The following is a 26,583-nucleotide window of genomic DNA, read 5'->3' on the forward strand; positions in this document are numbered from 1 at the left end:
AGCATATCTTTTTACAGAAGGGCCAGTACCGCCTAGTTGGGCTTCTCATTACGCTCTTAACCTAGAAAATTGAAACTTTCTTTTAGGTTTTTGCGTACTTATTAGTATCTATTGCGTTTTAGCTATAAAGCAAAAGCCTAATTCTAATAAGGAGAAATACTATGAATCGTCGGAATTTTCTCGTAACAAGCGCGTGTGTTATTGGTGGTGCTCATTCGTTTAGTACACCTGTTATGGCTGCCTCTTCCACTTCTGGTGAAAATTTTGAGGTGGTTCGAAGTAAGAAACAATGGCAAGCAAAGTTAAGTGATTTTGAATACCAAGTAATGAGAGAGGAGAAAACAGAGCGTGCAGGTAGTAGTCCTTTGCTTAATGAAAAGCGAGAGGGCACTTATCTCTGTAAAGGTTGCGATCTTCCCCTGTATCCTAGTAATACGAAATATGAAAGTGGAACAGGTTGGCCAAGTTTTTATGACAGCTTACCTAATGCTGTTGGTACGAAAGAAGATAATGGTTTCTTTATGAAACGCACAGAAGCTCATTGTCGTCGATGTGGCAGTCACTTGGGGCATATTTTTGATGATGGTCCGCAGCCAACAGGATTGCGCCATTGTTTAAATGGTATTTCTTTAGTATTTAAGCCTGTTTAATTACGATTTTTAAATTATTTTTTAAAAATTGAAACCTTTTTAAATTCGCTGCGTATCTCTTAATAACCATGGCGAATTGTTATGGAAAAACAAACTGGAGAATAACAATGAAATTACTAAGTCTTGTTTCTGCTGCGACAATTGTAACGCTTGCTGGCTGTTCTGCTAGCGGCATGAAAACAACTGATGACAATGCTAATCCAATGGTGGGTGGCGCTCCAATGTATGCGAGCAAAAACATCATTGAAAATGCGGTTAACTCTAAAGACCACACGACATTAGTGGCTGCCGTTAAAGCTGCAGGTTTGGTTGAAACTCTTCAAGGCCCAGGTCCTTTTACTGTCTTTGCGCCAACCAATGCGGCGTTTGATAAATTACCAGAGGGTGCTGTAGCCGGTTTGTTGAAACCAGAAAACAAAGCCGCTCTAACTAAAGTGTTAGCTTGTCACGTGGTAAAAGCCGATGCCTTGTCTGGCGCGATTAAAACCATGATCGATGATGATATGGGCAAACACCCAGTGCCTACCATTGGCGGCTGTACATTAATGGCTACTTATATGGGCGATAAAATCATGCTTGAAGATGAAAACGGTCGTGTTGCCCACGTAACTATTGCTGATGTTAAGCAATCTAACGGTGTGATCCATGTAATCGATACTGTGCTTTTGCCTAAGCAATAAGCGAGTACTAAAATACAGATCTAGCCCAAAAACCTGTATTTAACTAATAAGGTTGGCAGGCTAAACGAAGAAGCCAGTATCTTACCCCTTTAGATACTGGCTTCTTCGTTTCTTAAGGTTAGTACTTCATAACCCGTTTCTGTGACCAAGATGGTGTGCTCCCATTGCGCCGATAATTTTTTGTCTGACGTCACAACCGTCCAGCCATCTTTTTTGGTCTTAGTTTTTGGTTTTCCTTGGTTGATCATTGGCTCGATAGTGAAGGTCATGCCTGCTTCCAATGCCATTCCTGTTCCTGCTTTACCGTAATCCAGTACTTGTGGTTCTTCGTGCATTTCTCGACCAATACCATGGCCGCAGTATTCTTTTACGACAGAATAACCTTTGCTTTCCGCTAGGGTTTGGATGGCTGCGCCAATGTCGCCTAGGGTAGCTCCGGGTTTTACTTTTTTGATTCCAGCCCACATGGCGTCATACGTTGTTTTGACCAGACGTTTGGCAATAGGGTTGGCGTCACTCATGACATACATTTTACTGGAATCGGCGATAAAACCGTTTTTCTCTAAGGTGATGTCTAGATTGATGATGTCTTTTGCTTTGAGTTTATGGCTGTCGTTTGGCACGCCATGACAAACGACTTCATTTATTGAAGAGTTTAAGGAAAAGCCATAATCGTATTGCCCAAGGCTTGCCGGCCTGGCGTTCAGTTCATTGCGAATGAAGTCTTCTACTTTATCGTTGATTTCTAAAGTCGATACGCCTTCTTTAACGAAGTCATCGAGCATATGAAATACGCTGGCCAGTAATTTGCCAGACTCACGCATGAGTTCGATTTCTGTTGGTGTCTTAATATGAACTTGCATGCTACTTCACCGCTTTTAGTGGTGTTTCAGCATTTGCACTGGCCAGTTCGATGGCAATCAACTCGGAAAAGGTGAGACTGGGGTTGAGCTCGGCTAAGCGTCCCATTTTTATCCAGAATTCGGCTTGTGCATTGATAGAGCGCGACATGACATGGCAGCTTTTGCGAATGTCGTCGTGAAGTTCGTCGGAGATTTTAATAATACCCATGAGATATGATCCATATATGATTTATATACGGATCATATATTCATGGTTTGAGCTTTTCAAGTGCTATTTATAGAATGATCTATAGCAAAGTAGGTCTTCTGAATAAGTAAAAAAGGCAGTATAGGGTTAGTTCAAAAGTTCATTTGAGTAGCCATAGGATGACATTCTTCTAACTCCGGTTTCTGTAACCAGAACTTGCTCTTCTAGCTTCACACCTTCTTCACCGTACTCACGGCCAATGTATGATTCAACGCATAGTGTCATGCCGGGTTGAATGATGCCGTCATAACCTACTTCATCCCAGTCCATATTGTGGGAAATTATTGGCCATTCTCCTGTCATTCCACAGCCATGCACCACCGCCAGATATCGGTTCTTTTGATATTCTTTTGGAATTTTCCATGCTTTTTGTGAGTATTCTTTAAAACTCATTCCTGGTTTCATTAGCGCAATATTAGTTTCTAGTTCTTCACTAGATAACTGATACAGTGCCTTTTGAGTCGGCGTGGCTTCTTTACCAGGAATGACGAATGTCCGCGAAAAGTCAGTGTAGTAGCCAAAAATACCAACTGTATCGGTATCAAAAGCAACCAGTTCACCCGCGTTCATTATTTTATCTGAACACTCTTGGAACCATGGATTAGTGCGGTCACCAGAGGAAAATAATCGAGTTTCTGCATACTCGCCACCTGTAGCGAGTACTTCTTTGTTAAATACGGCCCATGCTTCGTTTTCTGTAATGCCAGGCTTAAGGTAACCCTCGAGAACAGACATGGCTCTCTCTGTTAAAGTCACTGAACGAGCGATAAGTGTAAGCTCATCCAGGCTTTTAATAGACTTAGCTACTTCAATAGGGCGAGAAGCATCTATTACGTCAAATCCCGCTTTAATCGTATCAGCTAATAATTCTGTTGGTGCTGATTCAATACCAATACGTCCGAAGTTTTGTGTAGATCGGCTCAGAATATCTTTCAGAGAAGTAATAAAGCTTTGTACATGGCGATGAGAATGATCTCCGCTGTGTAGTGGCATGATAGGACTGGCTGGATGCACCTCATCCAGTGTCACGACACCTTCTGTTAAATGGGCACATGAGCGATACTCAAACAAAGCCACTGGGCCTTCTGCGGGCACAATTAAGTAACGAGCAGGATTGCGTTGAGAATACACCTGCATGTTACGAACACCACAAGCGTAGCGAATATTAATTGGTTCAAATAGCACCACGGCATCAAGTTTGAAGTTAATTATTTGTTCTCTTAGTCGATTTAGTCGGTACATAGCGACACGGTCTTCTAAGTCTTTATCGATTACTTGATTGAAAAAATCGAAAGTTGAGTAGCTCATTTTTGAGATATGCCTTTTGAATTGTAATGGTTTTAAAGTATTAAAAGTTTTGCACTTGACTGAATTTAGCCAGCTAAACCGTCTTCCCTTGTTTCTTGCTCTGCCTTGATGTGAGCCTCAGTTACCCGCCCATAAACGTCTTTCGTACGTTTGATTTTGCCGATCATGCCTGGTTTCTCGGCATAGCCAAACAGGGCGCATAATCTAGTGCCTTTGCATGATGCAACACGGTGCATAGAGAAGCGGCCTTTAAACATTTGTAGGTCGCCTGTGTTCAGTGTTAGTGATTTCACTTTAGTAAGATCACCATCGAGAATGTTTTGCACTTCTGGGTAGTTTTCGTTACCTGGCTGACGAAGCCCAGGAGAATACTGAAATTCGCCGCCTTCTTCTGGGCGACGAGTCATCAAGCTGACAATGAATTCATTCGTATCATAATGCCAAGGCAATGATGTATTTTCTGGCATTGCATTAATCACTAGGCCCGCGATGGGATCTGCATATTCATAAATCTTGTCTTTACCCAAACATTCAGCAATAAACTCTTGGAAAATAGTATTCTGATAAAGTTGTTTAATGATCATTTCTTCTGGTAGAAGATCTTTTGCAACAAAACCATTGCTAAACTGTTGGTATCGGTTAACCGGATGGCTTCCGCCTAATTCTGGATTGCCTTCAGTGGCATAAGGCGTCACTTTATTTTCGTGATAGTGGGCTAAATGGGAGACATCTTCACTCTGCTTTCTAATTAACTCGATTTTATCTTCACGAATGAAGTTGGGTAAGTGAGCACAGCCATCACTTTCAAGCTGTTGCTGGCAAGCAAGTACAGCTTGTCTATAGGCCGCCGACTCTTTGTCATTTAGCGGGTAGTCAGACATATTTATCATCTGGACAAGGCTGTCTAATTCATGTTGCGTATTTTGATCTTGATTGTTTGTAGGGTTCATAATAAAAAAATCCTTTAATTTCATATAGGTGTCATTTTTTTTAAATGGCATCTTTTTACGTGGCCTTAGTTAAATAGTTGCCATTTTATTAAGGAAAGAACTTGTTTGTACCTTCCTTCAAGTCTTCGCTTTATTTTTCCCAGTCTTAGAAAAACACAAACGTAATAAGAAAATTTGCGCACATACCGCAATAATCATTCCCAAGAAACCACCGATGGTTGATACCAATTTCAGACCATCCAAACCGCTATTGATTGTCATAATGCAGGCCAATAGAGCAATGATTCCGCCCCATACTAATTTAATAAATAGTGGTGATTTTGGTTCCTCACCCTGTTCATTAGAGGACTCAACACATGTTCCAGCTATGGCATCAATAGCCGAATCTGATGCGGTTACATAAGACACGAAGGACATAATTAGGAAAAATGCAATGAAGAAAATAGAACCAGGGAGATCTTGCATTAGCTCCCAAATTATTGCACCTGGACCTTTTTGGTTTAGCGTATCAGATAAGACATTATTGGCTGTTAGCTCAAGGTAAATAGAGTAGCCTCCAAAAATAGAACACCAGAACAGTACAAAAATGGAAGGCATTGCCACATTGAAAATTAGGAACTCTTTGACAGTGTAGCCGCGTGAGATTTTACCAAGAAAAATTGCGACTATTGGTGCCCATGCATACCAAGCTGCCCAGAAAAAGACAGTCCAATCTTTTGGCCAAGAATCTTCTACAACAACACCTGTATCTAGGCTCCAGCTCACAAAGTTTGAAAGGTACATGGAAAGGCTGTCGAGCCCTGCATGAGCGATGAAGCTAGTAGGGCCAAAAACTAAAACGAGCAGTGAGAAAACGATAAATGCTTTCGCATTCCAGCTGGATAAGAAGGCAATTCCTTTGTGTAGGCCGGATGCAGCAGACAAAGCGGAAGCCACCATCACTAAGGCGGCAATCAGAGCGAGTGCTGTGGTACCTATGTTAGTGTCAAAAAGCGCGTTGATCCCACCTTCAAGCATTAAAATACTAGACCCTAAAGATGTGATCATCCCTGCTACTAACGCAATGAGAGCAAAGGCGTCAATCAACTGTTTTGTTGTTGTTTTTAATTCAACATTACTGCCAACAAACATGGCTGAAGAAATGCTGAAATCGCGTTTAAAATTATAATAAGCAAGTGCGAATGCTAATGCAGGGATGCTATAGAGAGCGTATGTGGTTAGCGACCAATGCATAAATACGGCGGCCAAACCAAAGACGGCAGACTCTCTTGAAAGTGGTTCTGCCCCTAAAAATTTAGGGGGGTAAGTCATATCGATAATAGGTTCGGATGAGGCAAAAAAGAGTAACCCTATAGCAACAGAGCTACATAACGTAATTGAAGCCCATTGCCACTTTGTCAAAAGTGGTTTTGCTTCTTTTCCTCCGATTCTCATATCGCCTATTGGAGAGAAGAAAACCACGAAGCAAGTTATGACCAATGAAAAAGCGGAAAGAAGGTACATCCAGCCAAAGTTATCTAACAACCAATGATGTATTACTGAGGTTATTGCTAGGAAGTTTTCATTGTCAAAAAGCGCTAAGTAACTTAGAACTCCTAAAATAGTAAGTGAGGGGTAAAATGTATAAGGCCTAATTCGTAAGTTTCTGTTCATCTCAATCGTCTCTGCTATTTAGTGTGTCCTATTAGCCTAAATAATATTTAGAGGAAAAAAAAATAAAGTTGTGATTGAATAAGTCATCATTTTTTTATATTTAAATTGGCTGTGTTTTTTGTAATGGTATAAAATCTATTGATTTTCAATTGCTTATGTTTAATTTTGTTTTCGAGGTGAAGTTTTTTTAATGATTTTTTTTGCTTTTTTTATGTCGTGATTAGATTGTATATATTTTAAAATAAGGTTTTTATGGAGAGAATAAGTGTGTCATAACGGTCTTGATGCTAAAGAAAACATCATGAAAAAGTATGGTGCACTGTTTTATTTTCATCATTTTATTGAGATTTTTTATGCTAGATATAAAACACTATGAGCTGATATGTGCGATTGATGAGCACAGTTCGTTAAAAGATGCAGCCTCGGCGCTTGGGTTGACGCAACCGGCAGCTACTTATCGTTTACAGGAAATAGAAAAGCGATTAACAGTAAATATTTATGATAAAAGAGGGAGAAAACTCGTACTTTTGCCATCAGGCGAGAGACTGTTGAAAGCCGCTAAGTTGTTGTTACCTTTTGTCCGTAAAGTAGAAACAGAAGCGGTAATGTTAGGACGGTCAGATAGCTATATTAGGTGGGGTGTTAGTGCCTACGACACCTTTGACACCATTCTACAATACCTTCCTGAGACCTCTTTTGATAAGTTGGATATCAACAGATACAGCACATCCAATCTTGTGAATGCGCTTTTCGAAAGAGAAGTGGATTTTATTATCGATACGACTCCAGTCAATACGAAAGACTTTCATTGCGAAAAAATCTTTGATGATGAGCTGTTGCTTACGATTAATCATAAGCATCCTCTAAATACTACTAAACATTTCAGTATCGAAAAAATTGCAGAATACCCATACCTTACCTACAGTCGAGCCCATCAGCCGGATATGGAGTTTGACATAATCTTCAGACCAAATAATTGCAGTCCTAAGACTATCAGGGAAGCAGACTCTGTTTCATTAATATTAAAAATTCTATCTATGAATCAACAATATGTAACGTTTTTATCCGCTTGGGCAGCCAAAAACTCAGCTTTCGAAAATATCACAACCTTAAAAAATGCAGCTTATTCAGCCCCTTGTACTTGGTACATTATTTATCATCAGTCAGTAGAGAACCGACCTGAAATAAGAGAGGTTATCAGCGCATTACAAACGATTGCTGAGATTAGATAGCCAAGCCTTCGAGACAACAAAAGCGCCCCCCCTTTTTATAAGATAAGAGGGAGCAATTTTTGGTAATTGAGTTTTTTATCTAATTTTAAAACAAGTCTCGGATTAGCTTAATACCAGCTTCTTGACCACCTTTGTTGTATGCATCCAATAATGCAGAACCAAGAATAGCGATGTCAGCTTTGCCAATCAGTTGCTCTATCTGAGCGCGTTCGCGTAAACCAAAACCGACGCCCATTGGTGCGCTGGCGTGTTGTTTTATTTGTGCCAAATACTCATCCAGAGAGTTCTGTTTGGCTTTGCCTGCGTTGCTTTTTGTCTCATGGACAGAATGCCCTGTAACACCAGAACGCGCCACACAATATAAGAAACCACTGGCTTGGTTTGCTAGCATGGCTAAACGATCTGGTGGAGTTACTGGTGTAACCAGCCACACTGGATCAATGTTGTTGGCTTTGCAGGCCGCTTGGTAAGTTGCTGATTGCTCAATTGGCAGATCTGGTAGGATTAATCCTAGAATGTTCTCTTCTGCCGCGCGCTTAGCCAGCTTATCTAAACCAAAGCGATACATTGGGTTGAGATAACTCATTAACACGATGCGGCTTTCAGGGAAATCTTTCGCTAGTTTGCCTAGTTGAGATAAGCAGGTTTCTACATTTAAATCTTGCTCTAATGCTTTATGACAAGCCGCAACGATACTTGGGCCATCGGCGACAGGGTCGGAAAAAGGAAATTGCACCTCGATAAAATCGACGCCTTCCTGCATTAACCTTTCCATCCAGCTCAAGCTTTCTTCTACACTTGGGTAGCCATAAACTACATGGGTCATGGACAAAATCGGCTTTTGCTGGCGTTTTTCTGCAATAAAGGTGGCTAACTGGCTCATGCGTTTTGCTCCTCATTGTCGGCGTGATTAGTTGGATAAGCCGCAAGGTAATCGGTTAAAAACTGTGGGAAGGTTTCGTCCTGCACGGCTTTCGCTACGTTAAAGATGTCTTTGTCGCCACGACCAGAAAGGTTGATGACGATCTTTGAATCTTTCGGCAAGTTTGGCGCGTCTTTAAAGGCACCCGCTAAAGCATGGGAAGATTCTAGCGCAGGGATTATGCCTTCTTTTTTCAGTAATAACGTACAAGCGGCAATCACATCATCGTCCATGGCATAGGTCATTTTGATGCGACCCGTTTCCGCCAAATGGGCAATGATAGGCGAAACGCCAACATAGTCTAAACCGGCTGCGATAGAGTGAGTTTCTTGTAGTTGTCCTGCATCATCTTGCAGGAACATAGTTGCAAAGCCTTGGGCGATACCTGGCTGTCCAAGATTATGAGATAAGCGAATAGAGTGCTCGCCAAGCTCTAAACCTTTGCCGCCAGCTTCAACGCCGACCATTTCCACTTCTTTGTCATCAAGGAAAGGTAGGAATAAACCGCAAGCGTTCGAACCACCACCAACACAAGCGTATAAGCGATCTGGAAATTGACCGAATTGTGCAACGCTTTGTTCTCGTACTTCATTGCCAATAACAGATTGAAAGTAGGCCACCATTTCAGGAAAAGGCGCGCAACCACAAGAGGTGCCAATTAGGTAGTGGCTTTCTTCGTGGCTAGAAGACCAGTCACGAAGGGCCTCGTCTAAGGCATCACGTAAAGTTTGTGCGCCAGTGGTAACAGGCACAACGGTTGCGCCAAGCTGTTTCATCCAGAATACGTTCGGGTATTGGCGTTCAATGTCTTTCGCGCCCATGTAAATGGTACATTCCAGTCCTAAACGCGCTGCAACAAGCGCCGTAGCAATACCATGCTGACCCGCACCTGTTTCGGCAATAACGCGCTTTTTGCCCATACGTTTGACCAATAACCCTTGGCCAATTACGTTGTTCATCTTGTGTGCGCCACTGTGATTTAAGTCTTCGCGCTTCAGATAAATTTGTGCGCCACCAAAGTGTTCGGTCAAGTTCGCACAAAACGTAAGAGGAGTAGGGCGGCCAGAAAACTGCTGCCATTGTTGGTTTAGCTCAGCGAGAAACTCAGGATCGTTTTTGGCTTCTTCGAACGCATGTAAAATTTGCTGTTGGCTCGAATAAAGAATTTCAGGAATATAGCTACCGCCGTATTGCCCGTAGAAACCGTTCTCGCTTTGCATGACTTGCTCCTAAAATTGCTATTTTTTCTCGATTAAATTAACTATACCGTTTAGTTAATTTAATGCGATATCGATTGCAGGTCAAGCATTTTGAATTTTGCGAATTTATCCGTGTTGTAGTGGCCCCTGTTTCGACTGACTTGCATTTTTAAGATCAATTACTTATGGTACTTAACGAGTTTTACATTTAGTCGTTGAAAACGGCTGAATTTTTATTATTTAGTTATTAGGATTTAGTATTTTGAAAAATTCTCTGCAATCTATCCATCACCACCATAAAGCTTAACCTTTCAGGTTTAGGCTGGAAGGTTTTATTTACCTTCCAGTGGTGCAGAATTTTTCTATCAACCTCCGGAAGGTAACTTTCGGGGGTTTTTCATTTAAAGCCCCATGAAAAATTTATAGGCAACTTTGCTAACACCAATATGAAAATGAAATGGGGAAACTATGAGTGACAATAATCGACTTCGTATAGCTGTACAGAAATCTGGCCGTCTTAGTGATGACAGTATTGCTTTACTAAAAGCTATTGGTATCAAATTGCAAATTCGAGACCGTCTGCTGATCGCACATTCAACCAATCAACCAATCGATCTTTTGCTGGTGCGCGACGATGATATTCCTGGGTTGGTAATGGACGGTGTGGTTGATCTTGGCTTGATAGGCGAAAACGAATTAGAAGAAAAAATGCTGGAACGTAAAGCGTCAAATAAGTCCTATGAGTATCAAGAGTTACGACGTCTAGATTATGGTGATTGCCGCTTATCCATTGCTGTACCAAATGAGCTGGATTACCGTGGAATACAGTCTTTATCAGGCAAAAAAGTTGCCACAACTTATCCATATCTTTTGGAGCGTTTCTTCAAAGAAAATAATGTGGCAGCACAAGTGGTAATGCTAACTGGCTCAGTGGAAGTAGCACCAAGGGCAGGAGTAGCAGATGCTATTTGTGATTTGGTATCAACAGGAGCGACGTTAGAAGCGAATGGTTTGCATGAAGAGGATGTGGTATTTCGTTCTAAGGCAATCTTTATTCAGCGTTGTGGTGAGTTATCAGAAGCGAAGAAAGCGTTAATCAATAAGTTGTTGCCACGAATTGATGGGGTTGTTCAAGCCAAAGAAAGTAAATACATTATGCTTCACGCACCAAAAGCTTGCCTAGAAAAAGTTAAAGCACTGTTACCAGGGGCAGAAAATCCAACCATGTTACCACTGGCTGGTAATGACAATATTATTGCTATTCATGTGGTGAGCCCTGAGAACTTGTTTTGGGAAACCATGGAGAAGCTAAAGGCGTTAGGTTGTAGCTCGATATTAGTGATGCCAATTGAAAAGATGATGAGCTAATTCCCTGAGTTAATATGTCATTCCCTACAGAACAACACCTTATTTTTTTGATAGGGTGTTGTTCGATACTGGTCTATTTAGTCTATTAAGAGCGATCGCAAGATCAATTAATAACCTCATCGTCTAGTAACGGGTTAATGTTGAATTTACTGCTACAATTTGAGTAAGCTAATTTCTTTGTAGCAGGACTCTATGATTAAACCTGATATCCCAAAAAATGAAGCCGAGCGATTGCATGCATTAAGAGCGCTTCGAATTCTTGATACATCTCACGAAGAACGATTTGATCGTATAACGCGTGTGGCAAAGCGAATGTTTAATGTGTCAATTTCACTTATTAGTCTGATCGATGAAAGCCGTCAATGGTTTAAATCACGACAAGGGATTGAGGCGAGTGAAACACCACGAGATGTTTCGTTTTGTGGCCATGCTATTAATCATGATGGTTTATTTATCATCGCTGATGCATCAACCGATGAACGATTTTCTGACAACCCGCTTGTTACCGATGCCCCGAATATTCGCTTTTATGCGGGTTGCCCTTTAAAGCTTCGGCAGGGAATTAATATAGGTACGTTATGTATTATCGATAGCCAGCCAAGAGCATTTGATGAAGAGGATCAGTTATTACTGAAAGACTTAGGTACGATCATTGAGCAAGAGATTCAATCAATTCAACTTGCGACTTTAGATGAGCTGACACTGATATCTAATAGGCGTGGTTTTATGACCATGGTCAATCATATGCTCAAAGTGTGTCAGCGCGATAAAAAAACAATGTCTTTTGTCGTCTTTGATCTCAATAAATTTAAGATGATTAATGATGAGCATGGCCATCATGAAGGTGATTTTGTATTAGCTAAATTTGCTCAGATAATGCTTGAGTCATTTAGCGAATACGATGTTATTGGTAGATTGGGAGGTGATGAATTTGTTGCTATGTTGAGTGGCCGTACAGTTGAAGAAATCACTGTGTTTTTAGAGCGCTTTGCGGTGTGTGTCGATGAAGTGAATGAGAATTTGAATAAACCGTATAGGATCCAATATAGCGTTGGTGTTACAAGTTTCTCGCATGATACAGATAAGTCGATAGAAGAAATGATTCAATGCGCCGATGCCGCCATGTATCAGCAGAAGAAAAAAAGGTAGTGTCCCTTTCAGAATCTTAATTTGTTATTATCTACCAATGTTACTTTTTCAGATGTATAAAGTAATGGCACATCAATGGGTTAACATTCCATTAGATGAAATAATGCTTGTTAAGAGGTAGTAATGGCAAGAGGAAGACCCAGTAAAAAAGCCCACATAGTAGAGGCTGCGGGTGGTTTATTCGCGAAGCAAGGTTATCAAAGCACTAGTATTGACCAAGTCGTGGTGACTGCAGGCGTGTCTAAGCCGACTGTTTACAGTAATTTTCCGACCAAGCTTGTGCTGTGGGAAATGGTGTTAACCTCGTTAACAGAACAGGCACAGGATGAAATGCAAAAGGTTTTGCTGCGGTTGCAAAGTAAGAAAAACCTCTCGCTGATTGCTGGTTGGATCTTGCTTTGGGAAGCTTGGGTTAATAAAGAGGAACACCTTGCTGTATACCGTATTTTGCTTGGCGAACAACATAAAATGTTGCCATCGACATTTGTGTTGTTTACTGAGTTTGAAGCGGTTTTAGAATCTATTTTGTTAGCGTGGATTGCTGAGTTTTCAGTATCGCAAATGAATTTTTTTGCGTTGAAAGCGGTTAGCAAAGAGGCGCTTTTAACGCCAGCTTTGATGAATCAAGCGATGATGGATAAATCTGAACTTGAGTGTCAGCTTGATGATCTGTTAGTTGATTCTAGCAATACAAAAAAAGCCAAATAGCAAAACTATTTGGCTTTTTTGTTTCGGACTCACTAACGTCGAGTTTCGTTGTTAGGCAACCGCGCTTTCTTCTGTTGCTTCCTCAACACGGCCTTTTTCAGCCCAATACATGATGCATATTGCTAGTGATCCCATGATCACGAAGCCGCCTGAAATAGGCATTAAAGTATTGTTGTACATTTGACCTATGATGGTACCAATCCCCATTGACATGATTGCCGATACCGAGCCAATAACCGCAGAGGCAATACCTGCAACATGTCCCATAGGCTCCATCGCAAGGGAGTTGACGTTACCGAACAATAAACCAAAGCAGAAGAACAAAATCGACGCATATACCAAGAACATCCATAAGCTAATAGTTACAAAGGCATGCAGGGCAAAGAATGCAATGGAGGCGATAACAACGACGCAAATAGCACGGAAGGCAATATATTTGGCTCCGTGTTTTTCTACGATGCGCGAATTAATTAGTGAAGAAAAGCCAAGTACCAAAGCCAACAAACCAAAGTAAAGTGCGAATAAATTCCCCGTCTTAAATTGCACCTGGAAAATTTGTTGTGAAGAATTCAAGTAGCCAATGAAGCTACCGAAAAACAGACCCATACAAATGGTATAACTCGCGGTTATGCGGTTTGTGACAACTTCTTTAAAGCCTTCTGCAAAGCCTTTCTTGGAAAACGCAATTCGATTGGATTTTGGTAAGGTTTCTTTCAGGCGTAAGCCAATCCAAGCGATTAATATCACCGCATAAACTAGGTATAGCTCAAATATACCGCGCCAGTCGGAAATGAACATCATGGCCTGACCGAGTGTTGGTGCAATAGCAGGAACTAGGACAAAAATCATCATCACCAAAGACATAACCCGAGCCATTTGTGCACCGTGATACAAATCACGTACTAACGAGATGGCTGAGATATAAGGTCCAGCAACGCCCAATCCTTGGATAAAGCGACCTAGCATGAGCATTTCTAAACTGTCTGCCTTATAGCACACCACGGTGCCGAGCAAATAGATTGCGAAGCCACAAAACAAAATAGGGCGACGGCCTAGGGAATCAGATAATGGGCCGCAAATTAACTGACCCATTGCCAGACCAAGAAATAACATACTGATCAGCAGTTGGGGTTGGTTTGCAGTAACCGCACCCAGCTCCTTTCCGATAATGCCAAGCGCTGGAAGCAAGGCATCAATCGAAATCGCCGTGATCGACATTAATAAAGCCACTAAAAGTGTGAATTCCTTCGTTCCCATACCGGAGGAAGAAGTATCGTTGTGAGCATTTTCCATTTTTTATCCAAAGAAAAAGGTGGTTTGAAGGGAGTACATAGATCGATCCCTAATAATAGCCGAGTATTATACTCAGGCTTTATAACATCCAGTTTGCCAATATGTGTATAAAATAAGGAAGTGATTGATTTGGATTAAGTTGCTTTTAATGTCGTATTTTAAGTGTTGGTTTGGTCTAAATTCTAGCTACAAGTATTGTAATTTTGGTAGTTTAGTCAGAATTTTCTTGCGTTTTTATTGCACTTTTTTTGTAATTTTTATACGATATTAACCTATTTGATCGCAATCAAAGCCTTTGAAATGGATGACAGTAAATTGCACTTACATGGAATGTGACTTCATAAATAGCTTTAAATGTCTTCTTGTTTTTCTGACATGCTAATTATTTTTCCTTTCTATTCAATTTACTTATCGACAATTTCTTTTTTATTATTTATAAGGGGTTTTTATGACTTCTCGTCTACTATTTGGTCGAACTGCTTTGGCTGTTTTTGTGTCTTTGTCGGTTGCTGGTTGTTCGGTAACCCCTAAACAATTTACCAATCAAGAAATCTTGTCTCAGGCTGCTGAAAATGCCGATGAGATTAATAAAGATGTTGCCCCTATTACTGGTCCAATCGATTTAAACGAAGCTTTTGCTCGTACTATTAAGTATAACCGCGATGCGCGTTTAAAAGCCTTTGAAGCTGTAGTTTCGCAGGGGCAATTGGCAGTCGATAAGTTTGATATGTTGCCAGAATTAGCTGCCAAGGCAGGTTATAATCATCGTAATAATTACGCGGCTTCTGCATCGGTTACTTTCTCCGGTGATGAGCCATCGAGCTTAGGTAGCAATCCGAGCTACTCGGTTTCATCTGATAAAAGTACGGTAAATGCGAGTATTGGCGCGACTTGGGATATTCTCGATTTTGGCTTATCGTACTATCGTGCAAAACAGCAAGCAGATCGTTTTCTGATTTCCAAAGAGCGCGAACGTAAAGTGGTTCATTCTATTATGGAGCAGTCTCGTAATGCTTATTATCGGGCGGTTTCTGCGGAACGTTTGTTATCTAAAATCAACCCTTTAATCGTTAAGGCTCGTGCAGCACTAGTTGACTCAGCTAAGATAGAAAAGCTTCGTGCTCAGTCCCCAATGGAAGCATTAACCTATCAGCGGTCTCTATTGGAAACCTTGCGTACCCTTCAAGACATTCGTAAGGATTTGATGCCGGCCAAAACTGAGTTGGCAATTTTAATGGGCCTAAATCCTGCTGTTAATTTTGAATTGGCTGATGTTAATAATCCTAATAGCGATATCCCTGTTCTTAATGTCGACATGAGCTCTATGGAGCGCACTGCTTTAGTGCTTCGACCAGAACTACGAGAAGCGCAATACCAAGAGCGTATTACTCAAGAAGAAGTGCATTCTGCCTTTTTGTCTCTTTTTCCAAGCTTAAGCCTTAGTGCAGGCCTGAATTACAACGATTCTGATTACCTTCGTTATAACGACTGGACGTCCGCTGGTGTGGGTTTGAATTGGAACCTTATGAACGTGTTTCGATATGGCAAGTTAGATAGGTTGAATGACTTGAAAATTGCCGCGGGCAAACAGCGATCTCTAGCAACCTCTATGGCGGTTATCTCTCAGGTTCACATTGCTGATATTCAATTCAAAGAATCGAATGATACTTATGCACTGGCTACGCAATATTATGATGTGGCACAGCGTATTAAAGCCCAAGTAGATTCTAGCCGAACAGCGCAAAGTATTGGGGATTTAACCGTTATTCGAGAGGATCTAAATGCTTTGTTGGCAGAGTTACGTCGTGATGTGGCTTATGCTGATCTGCAAAATAACTTCGGTAGAGTGTTAGTTTCTATGGGGCTGGACCCATTGCCAGAAGGTTTTGGCAATATGAGTCTAGAAGAGCTATCTACGGCTTTTAACAACATGTTTGCTCGTTGGGAGCAAGGTGACATTGAAGTGATTTCAGCGGAAGAAATGCAATCTGCATTAGCGGCAAAAAGTGTGGCTGAGAAGTAAGTTTTGATGATGTTCAAACTGAAAGTTGTGGTGTGCCTGCTCTTTTGTGTAATAACGATGCCAGTTATCGCACAAGAGACCTTTAAAGCGCGAGGTATATTGGTCGCAACCAATAAGGCGACGCTCTCCACTGAGTTATCTGCCAGAGTGATTGCAGTGCCCAAAAGAATGGGGGAATCTTTTAAGCAAGGGGATTCTCTTATTCGCTTAGATTGTCGGTTGTTTGAAGCTCAGTTAGAAAAAGTAGATGCCGAAACGAAAGTCGCGAAAGCAAGATTAGATAACACTCAGCAGCTTAATCGGCTGAATTCTATTGGAACATTGGAAGTCACTATTGCACAAGCTGAGCTACAAAAGGTTCAGGCAGAGCGCACTATTGCACAACTAAACGTAGAGCGTTGTGATATTAAAGCGCCTTTTGATGGTGTGGTTGAACAACTCGATAGTCATACATTTGAAGTCGTGCAACAGCAACAAGCCTTGATGAAAATCGTCGGATTGAATCGATTAGAAGCCGACATAATTGTTCCAGCACAATGGATGGCGTGGCTGACAATAAATAAAGCAATCACATTACAGGTCGAAGAGACACAACAAACATTGCAGGCGGTGGTTAGCCATATTGGGCCAAGTGTCGACCCAACGAGCCAAACTATTCAAATACGAGCTACGATTAAAAAAGTACCCGTCAAGGTTTTACCTGGTATGAGCGTGGTGGCGATGTTTCAGTAAAAAAATAGAATTTTAATACTAGTACTTTTTTAAAGAGCAGTATTTTTAAAAGAACAGTAACAAATGTTGCTAAAAACAATAAAGCAGCGTTTACAACAGATTGAATGAATTTTAGCAACAATACATGAGTTGCTAAAAATATACCCATAGAGGTGGTGATCATGAAAAAGCAATATTCCAACAAATCAGGCAAAAAAGCGTCAGGTCATTACTCTCTAGGCAATAAAAAACAGGCGCGTAAGCCGCTGATTACTGCTTTAGAGCCGCGTTTATTGTTGGATGGTGCTGCGGTTGCCACCGCGATAGATGTGCTGACAGATTCGCAGCTTCATGATGCTTCGCAAACAGATAATAGCCATCAGGGTTCAGATACCTCTTTTGTTGTTGCGCCAACCGAAGTGCGAGCGGTAGACCCAAGCTTGAACAATGGCAAAAAAGAAGTGGTGTTTATTGAAGGCAACGTCGCTGATTATCAAACCTTGATAGACGGGGTCAAGGCTGGCGTAGAAGTTGTTTTGTTGGATTCTACCCAAGACGGCTTAGCGCAAATGGCATTGTGGGCAAAGACCCATAGCGATTACGATGCTATTCATTTGATCTCTCATGGTTCTGAGGGGCAATTGAATCTAGGTGGCTTGAGTTTGGATACCACCACCATTAACACTCGTTCCGCCGATTTGGCACAACTGGGCGCAGCAATGACGGAACAGGGCGACTTGTTACTGTATGGCTGTAATGTTGCCAGTGGTGAAGGGCAAGACTTTATTAGCGCCTTAGCCCAAGCCACGCAAGCGGATGTAGCGGCGTCGGATGACCTAACGGGCTCCTCTATGCTTGGTGGGGACTGGACGTTGGAGACAATAAAAGGAAGTATAGAAGGCAGTAATATTTTAGATTTTGGCGACGATTTTGACAATACATTAACAACGCCAACATTTAGCGAACAACCAGCTGTTACTAATATTCAGGCTACTCAAGCGACCCTAACCGCTACCCACAATCAAAATGGTGGGATAGCATATGTGGTACTTGCAGATGGGGCTACCGCGCCTACAAAGACTCAGGTAGCGGCAGGTAAGGATGGTGATGGTAATAATGCGCTTTTTAACGGCGTTAGTAGTGGGGTTGTTTCTGCTGGCACTGAAATCACTATAGATATAAGTGGTCTAAGTCCTTCTACAAGCTACGATGTTTACGTGACTGGTTGGGATGAAAATGATCCAAATAACGGCTCTAATGACACCGTTCCAGTCCTAGTGGAATTAACAACAACCGCAGCAGCAGACGTACCCGATGGCGATCAAACGTTCGCAGGGGCATTAGTGACCGACGGTGTAGCAGTCTCCGCTGACGGTTATTTTACTACAACGGCAGTAGATGGTTCTGGTAATGATAAAAAACTCAAAGCAGACCAATACGGCGCCTATATATCAGATAATTCAATATCAACTTCATCATATACATCTTATATCTCCGTTAAGGCAAACAGTGGCACGTTCGAGCTATCAGATATTGAGTTAGGTGAGTACGAGTCAAACAGTGCTAAAAATAATAGTAACTTTGAGAACATTCAAGTATCAGGTTATCTCAACAATGTATTGGTTACCCAAACAACGGCATTTACTCCAACCTCTAATACTTACACCACGGATTATAATAATCCTGATTTCAGTCCTTTTAATGGCGTAACTATTGATGAATACAGAGTATCGTATGATGTAACCGTAGGGGATAAACCAGATATATTTAGCATATTTGGTTTCTCTGTTGTAAGTGCTACTGATACGGCTGCTCCTGCAAACAACGCCCCCACCATCACTGGCGCACCTACTGATATTACTGTCACTGAAGATACCGCTTCCAATGTTGACCTGTCTGGCGTGACTTTTGTTGACAGCGATGGCGATAATCTTACGGTCACCCTGACCACATCGGCTGGCACGTTAGCCGCTTCTTCTGGTGGCAATGTGACAGTGAGTAACTCCGGTACGGGAACGTTGACACTTTCAGGTACTGCCGCGAATATTAATACTTATTTGGACACTACCACCAACATTCAATACATAGGCGCTAGCAACACCAGTGGTGATAATGCCGCAACGATTAGTATCAAGGCTAATGACAGTACCACGGATTCTACAATCTCAACGGTAAATATTAATATTACTGAGGTCAACGATGAGCCGACGTTAACCGCTACTCCTTTGAATCCTACCTTTACTGAAGGAGGTGCTGATGTCACCTTATTCAATAATCCCAATGCGAGCACGGTTGAAGCAGGTCAAACCATTGAACAGCTGACGCTTACTGTCAGTAACATCAGTGATCTAGGCAATGAATTTTTAACCTTTGGTAGTGTTAATATTGCTTTGCAAGATAATCAAAGTGCCTCACATACTAGCCCGGCAGTGTTTAGCTATACGGTGAGCTTGACTGGCACCACAGCGACTGTGACGATCAATGCCTCAGATACTGCAGCGGTTTGGCAGAACTATGTACCATTTTTAAAATATAAAAACACGTCTGAAGCACCAACAGAAGGAAACCGAGTAGTCACATTGACCTCTATTACTGATTCTGGAAGTAATACTGGTGCTAATGATAATGTAGCGGACTTATCTATTGCGTCAACGGTGGCTGTGGTTCAAGTACCTGCAGTGGTGGCCAGTGTGGCTGCGACTACAAGTAATGGTAGTTATAATGAAGGCGATGTTATTGCAATAACAGTGACCTTTGATGATGCTGTTACTGTGACAGGCACGCCACAATTAATATTAGAAACAGGCTCCGAAGACCGTGTTGTCGATTATGTATTTGGTTCTGGCAGCAATACGCTGACGTTTAATTATACGGTACAAGCAGGTGATACCAGTGCTGATTTAGATTACATCAGTACATCTGCATTAACCTTAAACGGAGGTAGTATTAAAGATGCGGGTGGTTATGACGCTACTTTAACCTTAGCGACTCCTGGCGCATCTGACTCTCTTGGGGCTAATAAAGCGATCGTGATTGACACCACAGCGCCTAGTTCTCCGACTACGCCAGATATGACAGCGGGGACGGACAGTGGTACTTCTTCCACCGATGACATAACAAATGATACAACGCCAACCGTGACAGGAACCGCTGAAGCTGGCGCGACCGTGGTTCTTTATGATACCGACGGAACCACATCACTTGGTTCAGCAACGGCGGATGGTTCAGGTAATTGGAGCATTACCAGCTCAGAGCTTTCTACTGGTAGTCATACCTTAACGACAAAAGCTACCGATACGGCCGGCAATGTCAGTGTGGCATCCTCTGGCTTAACCATTACTGTCGATGATACCGCTCCGACTTTGTCTTCTAGTAACCCTGCTGATGGGGCTGTTTCAGTTGCCCCAAGTGGCGACATCACTCTGACGTTTAGTGAAGACATTGCCAAAGGTTATGATGAGATTACCCTAATCAATGTCACGACCGGTACTACGGTAGAGACTTTTGATGTATTGAACGGCGGTAATTTAACGTATTCTGGCAATACAGTTACCTTGAATCCAGTGTCTGACCTAGATGAAGCCACTACTTATGCGATTCGTATAGATGGTAACGCCGTACGCGATACGGCAGGGAATACCTATGCAGGCATCAGTGATAACACGACGTTGAACTTTACTACAGGTGTTACCGACTCTACTGCGCCGACGTTCTTATCGATTCAGCGCGCCGATGACGATGTGGTCAACAGTGATACAACTAGCTTTACCTTGACCTTTAATGAAGCGGTTACTGCGGTGGCTGGAGATTTTGAGCTGAATGTCGGCGGTTCAGTAGCGGGCACAATTGGCAGCATTACTGGCTCAGGCACTAATACGATTACCGTCAATGTCACCGGCATTTCTGGTGTTGGCACGCTAGGGCTTAACTTGAAGTCCGGTCATGCTGTGACGGATGCGGCGGGTAATGCCCTCGCTACCGCAGAACCAGCGGATGATGAGGTATATACCGTTGATACGGTAGCACCGACGTTAATCTCAATAAACCGCGTAGACAGTGCCACGACTAATGCCGACTCTGTACAGTTTATCGCGGTGTTTAGCGAAACCGTAACAGGTTTGGGTATTGATGATTTCGAATTAACCGGAACGGCGACCAACGGTGCAAATATTAGCAGCGTAACGGGTACCGGCAATGGCTTTGTGATTACTATTTCTGGCGTCGATGGTGATGGCACTTTGGGCGTACAGCTTAAGTCTGCGGCGACAGTAAATGATATTGCGGGCAATGCGTTAACTGCAACGACACCTAGTGCGTTATTAGAAACCTACACTATTGAAAACACCGCACCGACTGCTACCGCGATTATCACGACGAATACCGCTTTAAGTACGGCAGATTCGGTGACCTTTGATGTGACCTTTAGTGAAGCCGTTACCAATGTCAGCATGGATGATTTTGAAATTTCTGGTGATGTAACCGGCGCTATTTCAGCCGTATCGGGTTCGGGTTCTTCTTATACCGTTACTGTTAGTAATATTGTCGGTGATGGTGCCCTTGGCTTGAACTTCAATTCTGGCCAAAACATTACAGACATAGCTGGTAATGCTTTGGCTGGGACAGAACTGGCAACGGACGAATCTTATACTATCGACAATACCTTGCCGACTGTAACGTCTATAAGTCGTGGCATGGTGAATCAGGTTGAAGCAAATACCGCCACCGATGTCGTTTTCACTGTTGTTATGAGTGAAACCGTTACTGGAATTGAAACCAGTGATTTTGCTGTCACAGGTAACGCAAGTAATACTGGTGTGAGCAATGTTTCTAGTTCCGATGGTAAGGTGTTCAAGGTCACGGTTAGTGGTGTAAATGGTACGATAGGCCAAACGGTCGGCTTGAGCTTCACGGGTTCTGCTGATGATGCGCTTAGTCAGGCGTCCACGGCCCAATTTACCTCTGGCGACAATTATACTATTGCAGGTACATTGCTTAATGAAGGGGCGCTGACCCAAGCACAGCTTAATGCCATTGTGGATCTGAACCGCGAAGGCACCTTGCTTGAGCAATCCGTTGCCGATGCCAAGCAAGTTATTATTATTGACTCCCGTGTGCCGGGTTTAGTCGAGCTGACCAAGCAAGCGAATCCAGAAGCGGATATTTGGTTATTGGATGGTTCACGTTCCGCCACCGAGCAAATCACCGAAATCCTTGCCAACTACAGTGACTTGGATGCGTTACACATTCTGTCTCACGGCGGTGTAGGCGAAATCTACCTCGGCGCAGAAACGGTTTCAGCGGATGCTATCACACAAAATTCGGCTACTTACGCCGCTTGGGGCAAGGCTCTAAGCGATAGTGGCGACATCTTGCTCTACGGCTGTAACGTCGCCCAAGGCGGCACGGGTATGGCTTTTATCAATCAATTTTCCCAAGTAACAGGGGCTGATATCGCGGCTTCTGATGATTTGACTGGTTCTGCGGTGCTTGGTGGGGATTGGGATTTGGAAGTGAATAGTGGGGTTGTAGAGGGTGATAGCATTGAATTAGAAACTTACGATGGCGCTTTGATACCTTCGAATGTGTTTGATTTGAGTAGTGCAACGCAGATTCAAGATGGTAGCCAATACAAAGTTCAACAGACAGTCGATGATGTTACATTAACGATATCTTCTAATGCCGGTGATGGATCAACTTATAATGTTATAGAGAGCGGTTTCAACAGTGGGGGGATATCCGGGGATTTTTATTGGACATACTCACTAAATGTTCAAGAAGTCATTTTAACATTTAGTAAGGCTGTGACAGTTACGTCTCTATCTGGAGCTTTTGGTGGTGTTGAAGGAGGCGGTGGATCTGGGCCATTTACTTGGACCATATCTAACGGAAGTCAAAATGTCCAAGCAGCTGTAACAGCTTCTCTACAAGTTACAGATTTTGACCTTAGCAGCTTAGGTGAAGTCACTCAGTTAACCATTACATCAAGTGTAACGACTGGGCATGACTTTGTGATTGACTCGATACAGTTTGAAGAGTCCGCATCCGACACGACTGTCCCAACGTTTGATACCACTCCTGCGGCCAGTAATATTGCGAGCACGACGCTGGATCTAACTACAGACATCAATGAAGCCGGTAAGGTTTACTATATTGTGGTTGCCGATGGGGCTCAGGCTCCGACCGCAGCACAAGTCAAAGCGGGCGTATCGTACGGTGATAACAATGGGCGTGGGGCAGCGGTGGTTACGTCAGGTAATGCCACGGTCTCTAGCGGCGATTTCTCTAATACCTTTAATGTCACAGGTTTAACTGCTAGCACCTCGTACGATATTTACGTGGTTGCGGAAGACGATGAAGGCACGCCCAACTTGCAATCCGCAGTTACCAAAGTCGATGTTACAACCATTGCTCCGGCAAACCAAGCGCCAATCATTTCCGATGCTGCGGCCAACCAAGCAGTCAATGATAACGCAACAGTTTCTCCGTTTAATGCGATTACATTAGCGGACGCAGATGGTGACAATGTCTCTGTCACCGTGGCACTGGATACCGCTGCGAAAGGGGCATTCACTGCGGCGTCTTTGACCAGCTCAGGTTTTACCAATGCGGGTAGCGGTTCTTATACACTGTCGTCTACGTCGTTAGCGTCAGCACAGGCAGCGCTGCGCGCATTGGTGTTTGATGCGACAGATAATCGAGTGGCAGTAAACTCAACCGAAACGACTACCTTTACCATCACGGTAAACGATGGCACGGTGAACAGCAGCAACAATACAACCACGGTTGTGAGTACCTCGGTTAACGATACACCGACGGATATCGCTTTGTCGGATGCGACTTATAGCCACTCAGAAGGTTCGACTAATGTTGTGGTAGGTAGTTTCTCTGCGACGGATGCGGATACCGGTGAAAGCTTCACTTATTCGTTAGTGTCTGGCGTGAACGATACGGATAACGCTAAGTTCAATATTGATGGCGCCAATCTGCGTGTGACGGACCGTGCGGATGTGCCTGCTGGCACTTATAGCATCCGTGTACAGGTGAACGATGGCGATGCCACCTATGAAAAAGCCTTCACTATCACAGTAACCGATGATCAAGCTCCGACAATTTCTACTGTGGTGCCAGCGGATGGCAGCACTGGCGTATCGGTAGCGGATTCTGTTGAGATAACCTTTGATGAAAATGTGTCGCTGGGGACCTCTGGTACCATTACGCTGTATGACATTACTGGCAACGGTGCGAACTCAGTAACGATTGATGTAAGCAATCATTCAAGTCAACTTTCGATTGCAGGTAATAAGCTAACCATTAATCCATCCGCGAATCTAACCGCAACCAATCAGTATGCCGTGCAGTTATCCGCAGGCGCGTTAGTCGATAGTGCCAGCAATAGCATTGCGGCGGTGAGCGATGGTACTACTTACAACTTTACCACCGGTACTGTAGATAATACTGCACCAACGGTCGCCATTGTGGATGTAGCGGATCCAACTCAGCCGAATGCGGGTACGGTTTCGATCAACTTCAGTGAGCAAGTGACCAATATTGATATTAGTGACTTTACCCTAACCCGTGGCGGAGCCAATGTGGATCTAACTGGGCTAACGGTGTCTGGATCAGGCAGTGCTTATACACTTGATTTGTCATCGGTCACTTCGACTGAAGGAATGTATGTTCTCACATTAAACACATCGGATATTACCGACACCTCTGGTAATGCCTTGTCCGCTGGTGACAGCGAAACCTTTATTATTGATACCACTGCACCAGCGGGTGTGGCGATTGTTCGCACGGGCGCCGAAAATCAAAACGGCAGTGCGGCCACCTTTACTGCGGTATTCAATGAAGCCGTGAGTGGAGTGGATGCCGCTGATTTTGTATTGACTGGCACCGCCGCTGGTGGCTCTATCACGAGTGTGACGCAAGTCTCTGATTCGGTTTATACCATTACAGTGAATGGCGTTAGTGGTGATGGTACTTTGGGGGTGAATTTAAAAGATTCTGGAACAGGGATCACTGATACGGCGGGTAATGCGATAAGTGCCGGTGTGACTGGGCAACAAATCACTATAGATAATACAGGTCCAAGTGTTGTTGCGATTAACCGAGATGGTGCTGTGTTAACCACCGCAGACAGTACGACCTTTACAGTGACTTTTGATGAGGCCGTAACCGGTGTCGATGTTAGCGACTTTAGCTTGTCTGGTGGTGCAACGGGTACGGTTGCTTCAATAACAGGCTCAGGTCGTACTTATCAGGTCACCGTGAATAACATCAGTGGTGATGGTAGCCTTCGTCTTGACCTTAACGCTTCTGGCACGGGCATTACTGATACAGTGAATAACGCCATCGGGGCTGGATTTACCTCTGGTGATACAGTAACGATTGATAATACTGCCCCTGTTGTGACGGCCTCTCAAGCTTTTAATCTTGATGAAGGCATGGTGGCTGATACCGTTATCGGCCAAGTTAAAGCCACAGATACGAATGGAGTAAGTCAGTTCTCGATTCAATCGGGTAATGATAATGGCTACTTTGCGATTGACCATAATGGTGTCGTGACGTTTACCAGCGCGGGTGCTGCAGCGATTGATTATGAAACTGCGACCTCTTATACACTGAATATCGTGGCGACCGATGCAGTAGGGCAAATTTCCAGTGCAGCGGCAGTCACTATTTCTATTAACGATGTCAATGACAATGCGCCTGTGTTCACCTCAGCTGCGACGGCTACATTAGATGAAAACAGCGGCACTAATGCGAAAGTTTATACCGCCACGGCGACGGATGCTGATATCAGTGCAGCATTTAATACCGTCACCTATACGCTAAAAGCGGTAGGGGATTACAGCGCATTTACTATTAACTCCACTACTGGTGAAGTTGCGCTTAAGGCAGATGCAGATTACGAAACCAAATCATCCTATAGCTTTACAGTGATTGCTTCGGATGGACAGCGGAGTGCCGAAAAAACTGTCGCCTTGTCGATTTCAGACCTCAACGACAATGTACCAGTGATCACCTCCGGTGCGATGGGCAATGTCGATGAAAACGCTGCGACATCAACAGTCATCTATACAGCTATAGGTACCGATGCCGATGGCACTGCTGCGAACAATACTTTGGTGTACAGCCTAACCGGTACGGATGCTGAACTATTGGATATCAACTCAACGACGGGTGTGGTAACGCTTAAAGCCAGTGCTGATTACGAAACCAAGTCCAGCTATAGCTTCAATGTTGTGGCGACAGATAACGGTGCCGGTAACTTCAACTCGGGTAGTTTGAGTAGCACGCAAGCCGTGACGGTCAGCGTCAACGACCTGAACGACAACACGCCAGTGATCACGTCAAGTGCGACAGGCTCTGTAGAGGAAAATGCTGATACCAGTACGGTGATCTACACTGCGACCGCGACCGATGCGGACGGTACGGCAGCTAATAATACCCTGCGTTACAGCCTAACAGGCGATGATGCGGCGTTGCTGGACATTGATGACACCACCGGTGTGGTGACGCTGAAAGCGTCGGCGGATTACGAAACCAAAGACAGCTACAGCTTCAATGTGGTGGCAACGGATAATGGCGCGGGCAACTACAACTCCGGCAGTCTCAATGTGAGTC

At 43.3% G+C, this 26,583-nt stretch carries 17 protein-coding genes and 1 other annotated feature; of the genes, 9 read left to right on the forward strand and 8 right to left on the reverse strand.

The features are described 5' to 3' along the window. Window positions 1-161: 161 nt before the first annotated feature. Together msrB and AC2A4J_RS07980 are read left to right on the forward strand one after the other, a co-directional pair. On the forward strand, window positions 162-650 hold the full coding sequence (gene msrB / locus AC2A4J_RS07975; RefSeq protein ID WP_484175592.1) for a peptide-methionine (R)-S-oxide reductase MsrB: 489 nt from the start codon (window positions 162-164) through the stop codon (window positions 648-650). A gap of 107 nt (window positions 651-757) precedes the next feature. Next, complete coding sequence (locus AC2A4J_RS07980) at window positions 758-1,330, forward strand: fasciclin domain-containing protein (RefSeq protein ID WP_255825299.1); 573 nt, start codon at window positions 758-760, stop codon at window positions 1,328-1,330. A gap of 89 nt (window positions 1,331-1,419) precedes the next feature. Here the strand turns inward: AC2A4J_RS07980 and map are convergent, their stop codons facing one another. The 5 genes from map to AC2A4J_RS08005 all read right to left on the reverse strand — a co-directional run bounded on the left by map (window position 1,420) and on the right by AC2A4J_RS08005 (window position 6,351). Next, a complete protein-coding gene (gene map, locus AC2A4J_RS07985; RefSeq protein WP_484175593.1) occupies window positions 1,420-2,193 on the reverse strand; it encodes a type I methionyl aminopeptidase in 774 nt (257 codons plus the stop codon). Between the two features lies 1 nt (window position 2,194). Further along, window positions 2,195-2,401, reverse strand: a complete 207-nt coding sequence (locus tag AC2A4J_RS07990; RefSeq protein WP_484175594.1) for a ParD-like family protein — start codon at window positions 2,399-2,401, stop codon at window positions 2,195-2,197. 126 nt (window positions 2,402-2,527) lie between these two features. Then, complete coding sequence (locus AC2A4J_RS07995; RefSeq protein WP_205115170.1) at window positions 2,528-3,748, reverse strand: M24 family metallopeptidase; 1,221 nt, start codon at window positions 3,746-3,748, stop codon at window positions 2,528-2,530. A 65-nt stretch (window positions 3,749-3,813) separates the two neighbouring features. Next, window positions 3,814-4,698, reverse strand: a complete 885-nt coding sequence (locus tag AC2A4J_RS08000; RefSeq protein ID WP_484175595.1) for a HalD/BesD family halogenase — start codon at window positions 4,696-4,698, stop codon at window positions 3,814-3,816. A 117-nt stretch (window positions 4,699-4,815) separates the two neighbouring features. After that, window positions 4,816-6,351 carry a BCCT family transporter gene (locus AC2A4J_RS08005; protein ID WP_205115169.1) on the reverse strand — a complete coding sequence of 512 codons (1,536 nt, stop codon included), beginning with the start codon at window positions 6,349-6,351 and terminating at the stop codon, window positions 4,816-4,818. A gap of 353 nt (window positions 6,352-6,704) precedes the next feature. On the opposite strand from AC2A4J_RS08005, the gene AC2A4J_RS08010 reads away from it, so the two are divergent. Further along, the gene (locus AC2A4J_RS08010; RefSeq protein ID WP_181858491.1) at window positions 6,705-7,583 is read left to right on the forward strand and encodes a LysR family transcriptional regulator; all 879 of its coding nucleotides are present in this window, start codon (window positions 6,705-6,707) and stop codon (window positions 7,581-7,583) included. A gap of 85 nt (window positions 7,584-7,668) precedes the next feature. Here the strand turns inward: AC2A4J_RS08010 and trpA are convergent, their stop codons facing one another. Together trpA and trpB are read right to left on the reverse strand one after the other, a co-directional pair. Next, entirely contained in the window at window positions 7,669-8,466 is a 798-nt protein-coding gene (gene trpA / locus AC2A4J_RS08015; RefSeq protein WP_484175596.1) for a tryptophan synthase subunit alpha, read from the reverse strand. Continuing rightward, a complete protein-coding gene (gene trpB, locus AC2A4J_RS08020) occupies window positions 8,463-9,725 on the reverse strand; it encodes a tryptophan synthase subunit beta (RefSeq protein ID WP_484175597.1) in 1,263 nt (420 codons plus the stop codon). The genes trpA and trpB overlap by 4 nt, the downstream gene beginning before the upstream one ends. A 264-nt stretch (window positions 9,726-9,989) precedes the next feature. After that, window positions 9,990-10,105, forward strand: a sequence feature (His leader region). 67 nt (window positions 10,106-10,172) lie between these two features. Between trpB and hisG the strand changes: the two genes are divergently transcribed. The 3 genes from hisG to AC2A4J_RS08035 all read left to right on the forward strand — a co-directional run bounded on the left by hisG (window position 10,173) and on the right by AC2A4J_RS08035 (window position 12,929). Next, a complete protein-coding gene (gene hisG, locus AC2A4J_RS08025) occupies window positions 10,173-11,072 on the forward strand; it encodes an ATP phosphoribosyltransferase (protein ID WP_484175598.1) in 900 nt (299 codons plus the stop codon). Between the two features lie 192 nt (window positions 11,073-11,264). Further along, complete coding sequence (locus tag AC2A4J_RS08030) at window positions 11,265-12,221, forward strand: GGDEF domain-containing protein (RefSeq protein ID WP_484175599.1); 957 nt, start codon at window positions 11,265-11,267, stop codon at window positions 12,219-12,221. 123 nt (window positions 12,222-12,344) lie between these two features. Continuing rightward, complete coding sequence (locus tag AC2A4J_RS08035; protein ID WP_484175600.1) at window positions 12,345-12,929, forward strand: TetR/AcrR family transcriptional regulator; 585 nt, start codon at window positions 12,345-12,347, stop codon at window positions 12,927-12,929. Window positions 12,930-12,980: 51 nt separating this feature from the next. On the opposite strand, the gene AC2A4J_RS08040 is transcribed toward AC2A4J_RS08035, so the two are convergent. After that, on the reverse strand, window positions 12,981-14,222 hold the full coding sequence (locus AC2A4J_RS08040; RefSeq protein ID WP_484175601.1) for a multidrug effflux MFS transporter: 1,242 nt from the start codon (window positions 14,220-14,222) through the stop codon (window positions 12,981-12,983). Between the two features lie 448 nt (window positions 14,223-14,670). On the opposite strand from AC2A4J_RS08040, the gene AC2A4J_RS08045 reads away from it, so the two are divergent. The 3 genes from AC2A4J_RS08045 to AC2A4J_RS08055 all read left to right on the forward strand — a co-directional run. After that, complete coding sequence (locus tag AC2A4J_RS08045) at window positions 14,671-16,245, forward strand: TolC family protein (RefSeq protein ID WP_169459909.1); 1,575 nt, start codon at window positions 14,671-14,673, stop codon at window positions 16,243-16,245. 57 nt (window positions 16,246-16,302) lie between these two features. Continuing rightward, window positions 16,303-16,977: an efflux RND transporter periplasmic adaptor subunit gene (locus AC2A4J_RS08050; protein ID WP_484175602.1), complete on the forward strand. Its 675-nt coding sequence runs from the start codon at window positions 16,303-16,305 to the stop codon at window positions 16,975-16,977. Between the two features lie 161 nt (window positions 16,978-17,138). Next, window positions 17,139-26,583: DUF4347 domain-containing protein (locus AC2A4J_RS08055; protein WP_484175603.1), on the forward strand; the 9,445-nt coding region annotated here is incomplete at its 3' end.

It is taken from the genome of Marinomonas sp. ATLA20 (genome assembly GCF_057180105.1).

What these genes read in the sequence shown, in the direction of transcription:
- AC2A4J_RS08000 (WP_484175595.1), bottom strand. Translation starts at nt 4,698, where the DNA reads ATGAACCCTACAAACAATCAAGATCAAAATACGCAACATGAATTAGAC.
- AC2A4J_RS08030 (WP_484175599.1), top strand. Translation starts at nt 11,265, where the DNA reads ATGATTAAACCTGATATCCCAAAAAATGAAGCCGAGCGATTGCATGCA.
- AC2A4J_RS08035 (WP_484175600.1), top strand. Translation starts at nt 12,345, where the DNA reads ATGGCAAGAGGAAGACCCAGTAAAAAAGCCCACATAGTAGAGGCTGCG.
- map (WP_484175593.1), bottom strand. Translation starts at nt 2,193, where the DNA reads ATGCAAGTTCATATTAAGACACCAACAGAAATCGAACTCATGCGTGAG.
- AC2A4J_RS08005 (WP_205115169.1), bottom strand. Translation starts at nt 6,351, where the DNA reads ATGAACAGAAACTTACGAATTAGGCCTTATACATTTTACCCCTCACTT.
- AC2A4J_RS07980 (WP_255825299.1), top strand. Translation starts at nt 758, where the DNA reads ATGAAATTACTAAGTCTTGTTTCTGCTGCGACAATTGTAACGCTTGCT.
- trpA (WP_484175596.1), bottom strand. Translation starts at nt 8,466, where the DNA reads ATGAGCCAGTTAGCCACCTTTATTGCAGAAAAACGCCAGCAAAAGCCG.
- msrB (WP_484175592.1), top strand. Translation starts at nt 162, where the DNA reads ATGAATCGTCGGAATTTTCTCGTAACAAGCGCGTGTGTTATTGGTGGT.
- trpB (WP_484175597.1), bottom strand. Translation starts at nt 9,725, where the DNA reads ATGCAAAGCGAGAACGGTTTCTACGGGCAATACGGCGGTAGCTATATT.
- AC2A4J_RS08040 (WP_484175601.1), bottom strand. Translation starts at nt 14,222, where the DNA reads ATGGAAAATGCTCACAACGATACTTCTTCCTCCGGTATGGGAACGAAG.
- AC2A4J_RS07995 (WP_205115170.1), bottom strand. Translation starts at nt 3,748, where the DNA reads ATGAGCTACTCAACTTTCGATTTTTTCAATCAAGTAATCGATAAAGAC.
- AC2A4J_RS08050 (WP_484175602.1), top strand. Translation starts at nt 16,303, where the DNA reads ATGCCAGTTATCGCACAAGAGACCTTTAAAGCGCGAGGTATATTGGTC.
- AC2A4J_RS08045 (WP_169459909.1), top strand. Translation starts at nt 14,671, where the DNA reads ATGACTTCTCGTCTACTATTTGGTCGAACTGCTTTGGCTGTTTTTGTG.
- AC2A4J_RS07990 (WP_484175594.1), bottom strand. Translation starts at nt 2,401, where the DNA reads ATGGGTATTATTAAAATCTCCGACGAACTTCACGACGACATTCGCAAA.
- AC2A4J_RS08010 (WP_181858491.1), top strand. Translation starts at nt 6,705, where the DNA reads ATGCTAGATATAAAACACTATGAGCTGATATGTGCGATTGATGAGCAC.
- hisG (WP_484175598.1), top strand. Translation starts at nt 10,173, where the DNA reads ATGAGTGACAATAATCGACTTCGTATAGCTGTACAGAAATCTGGCCGT.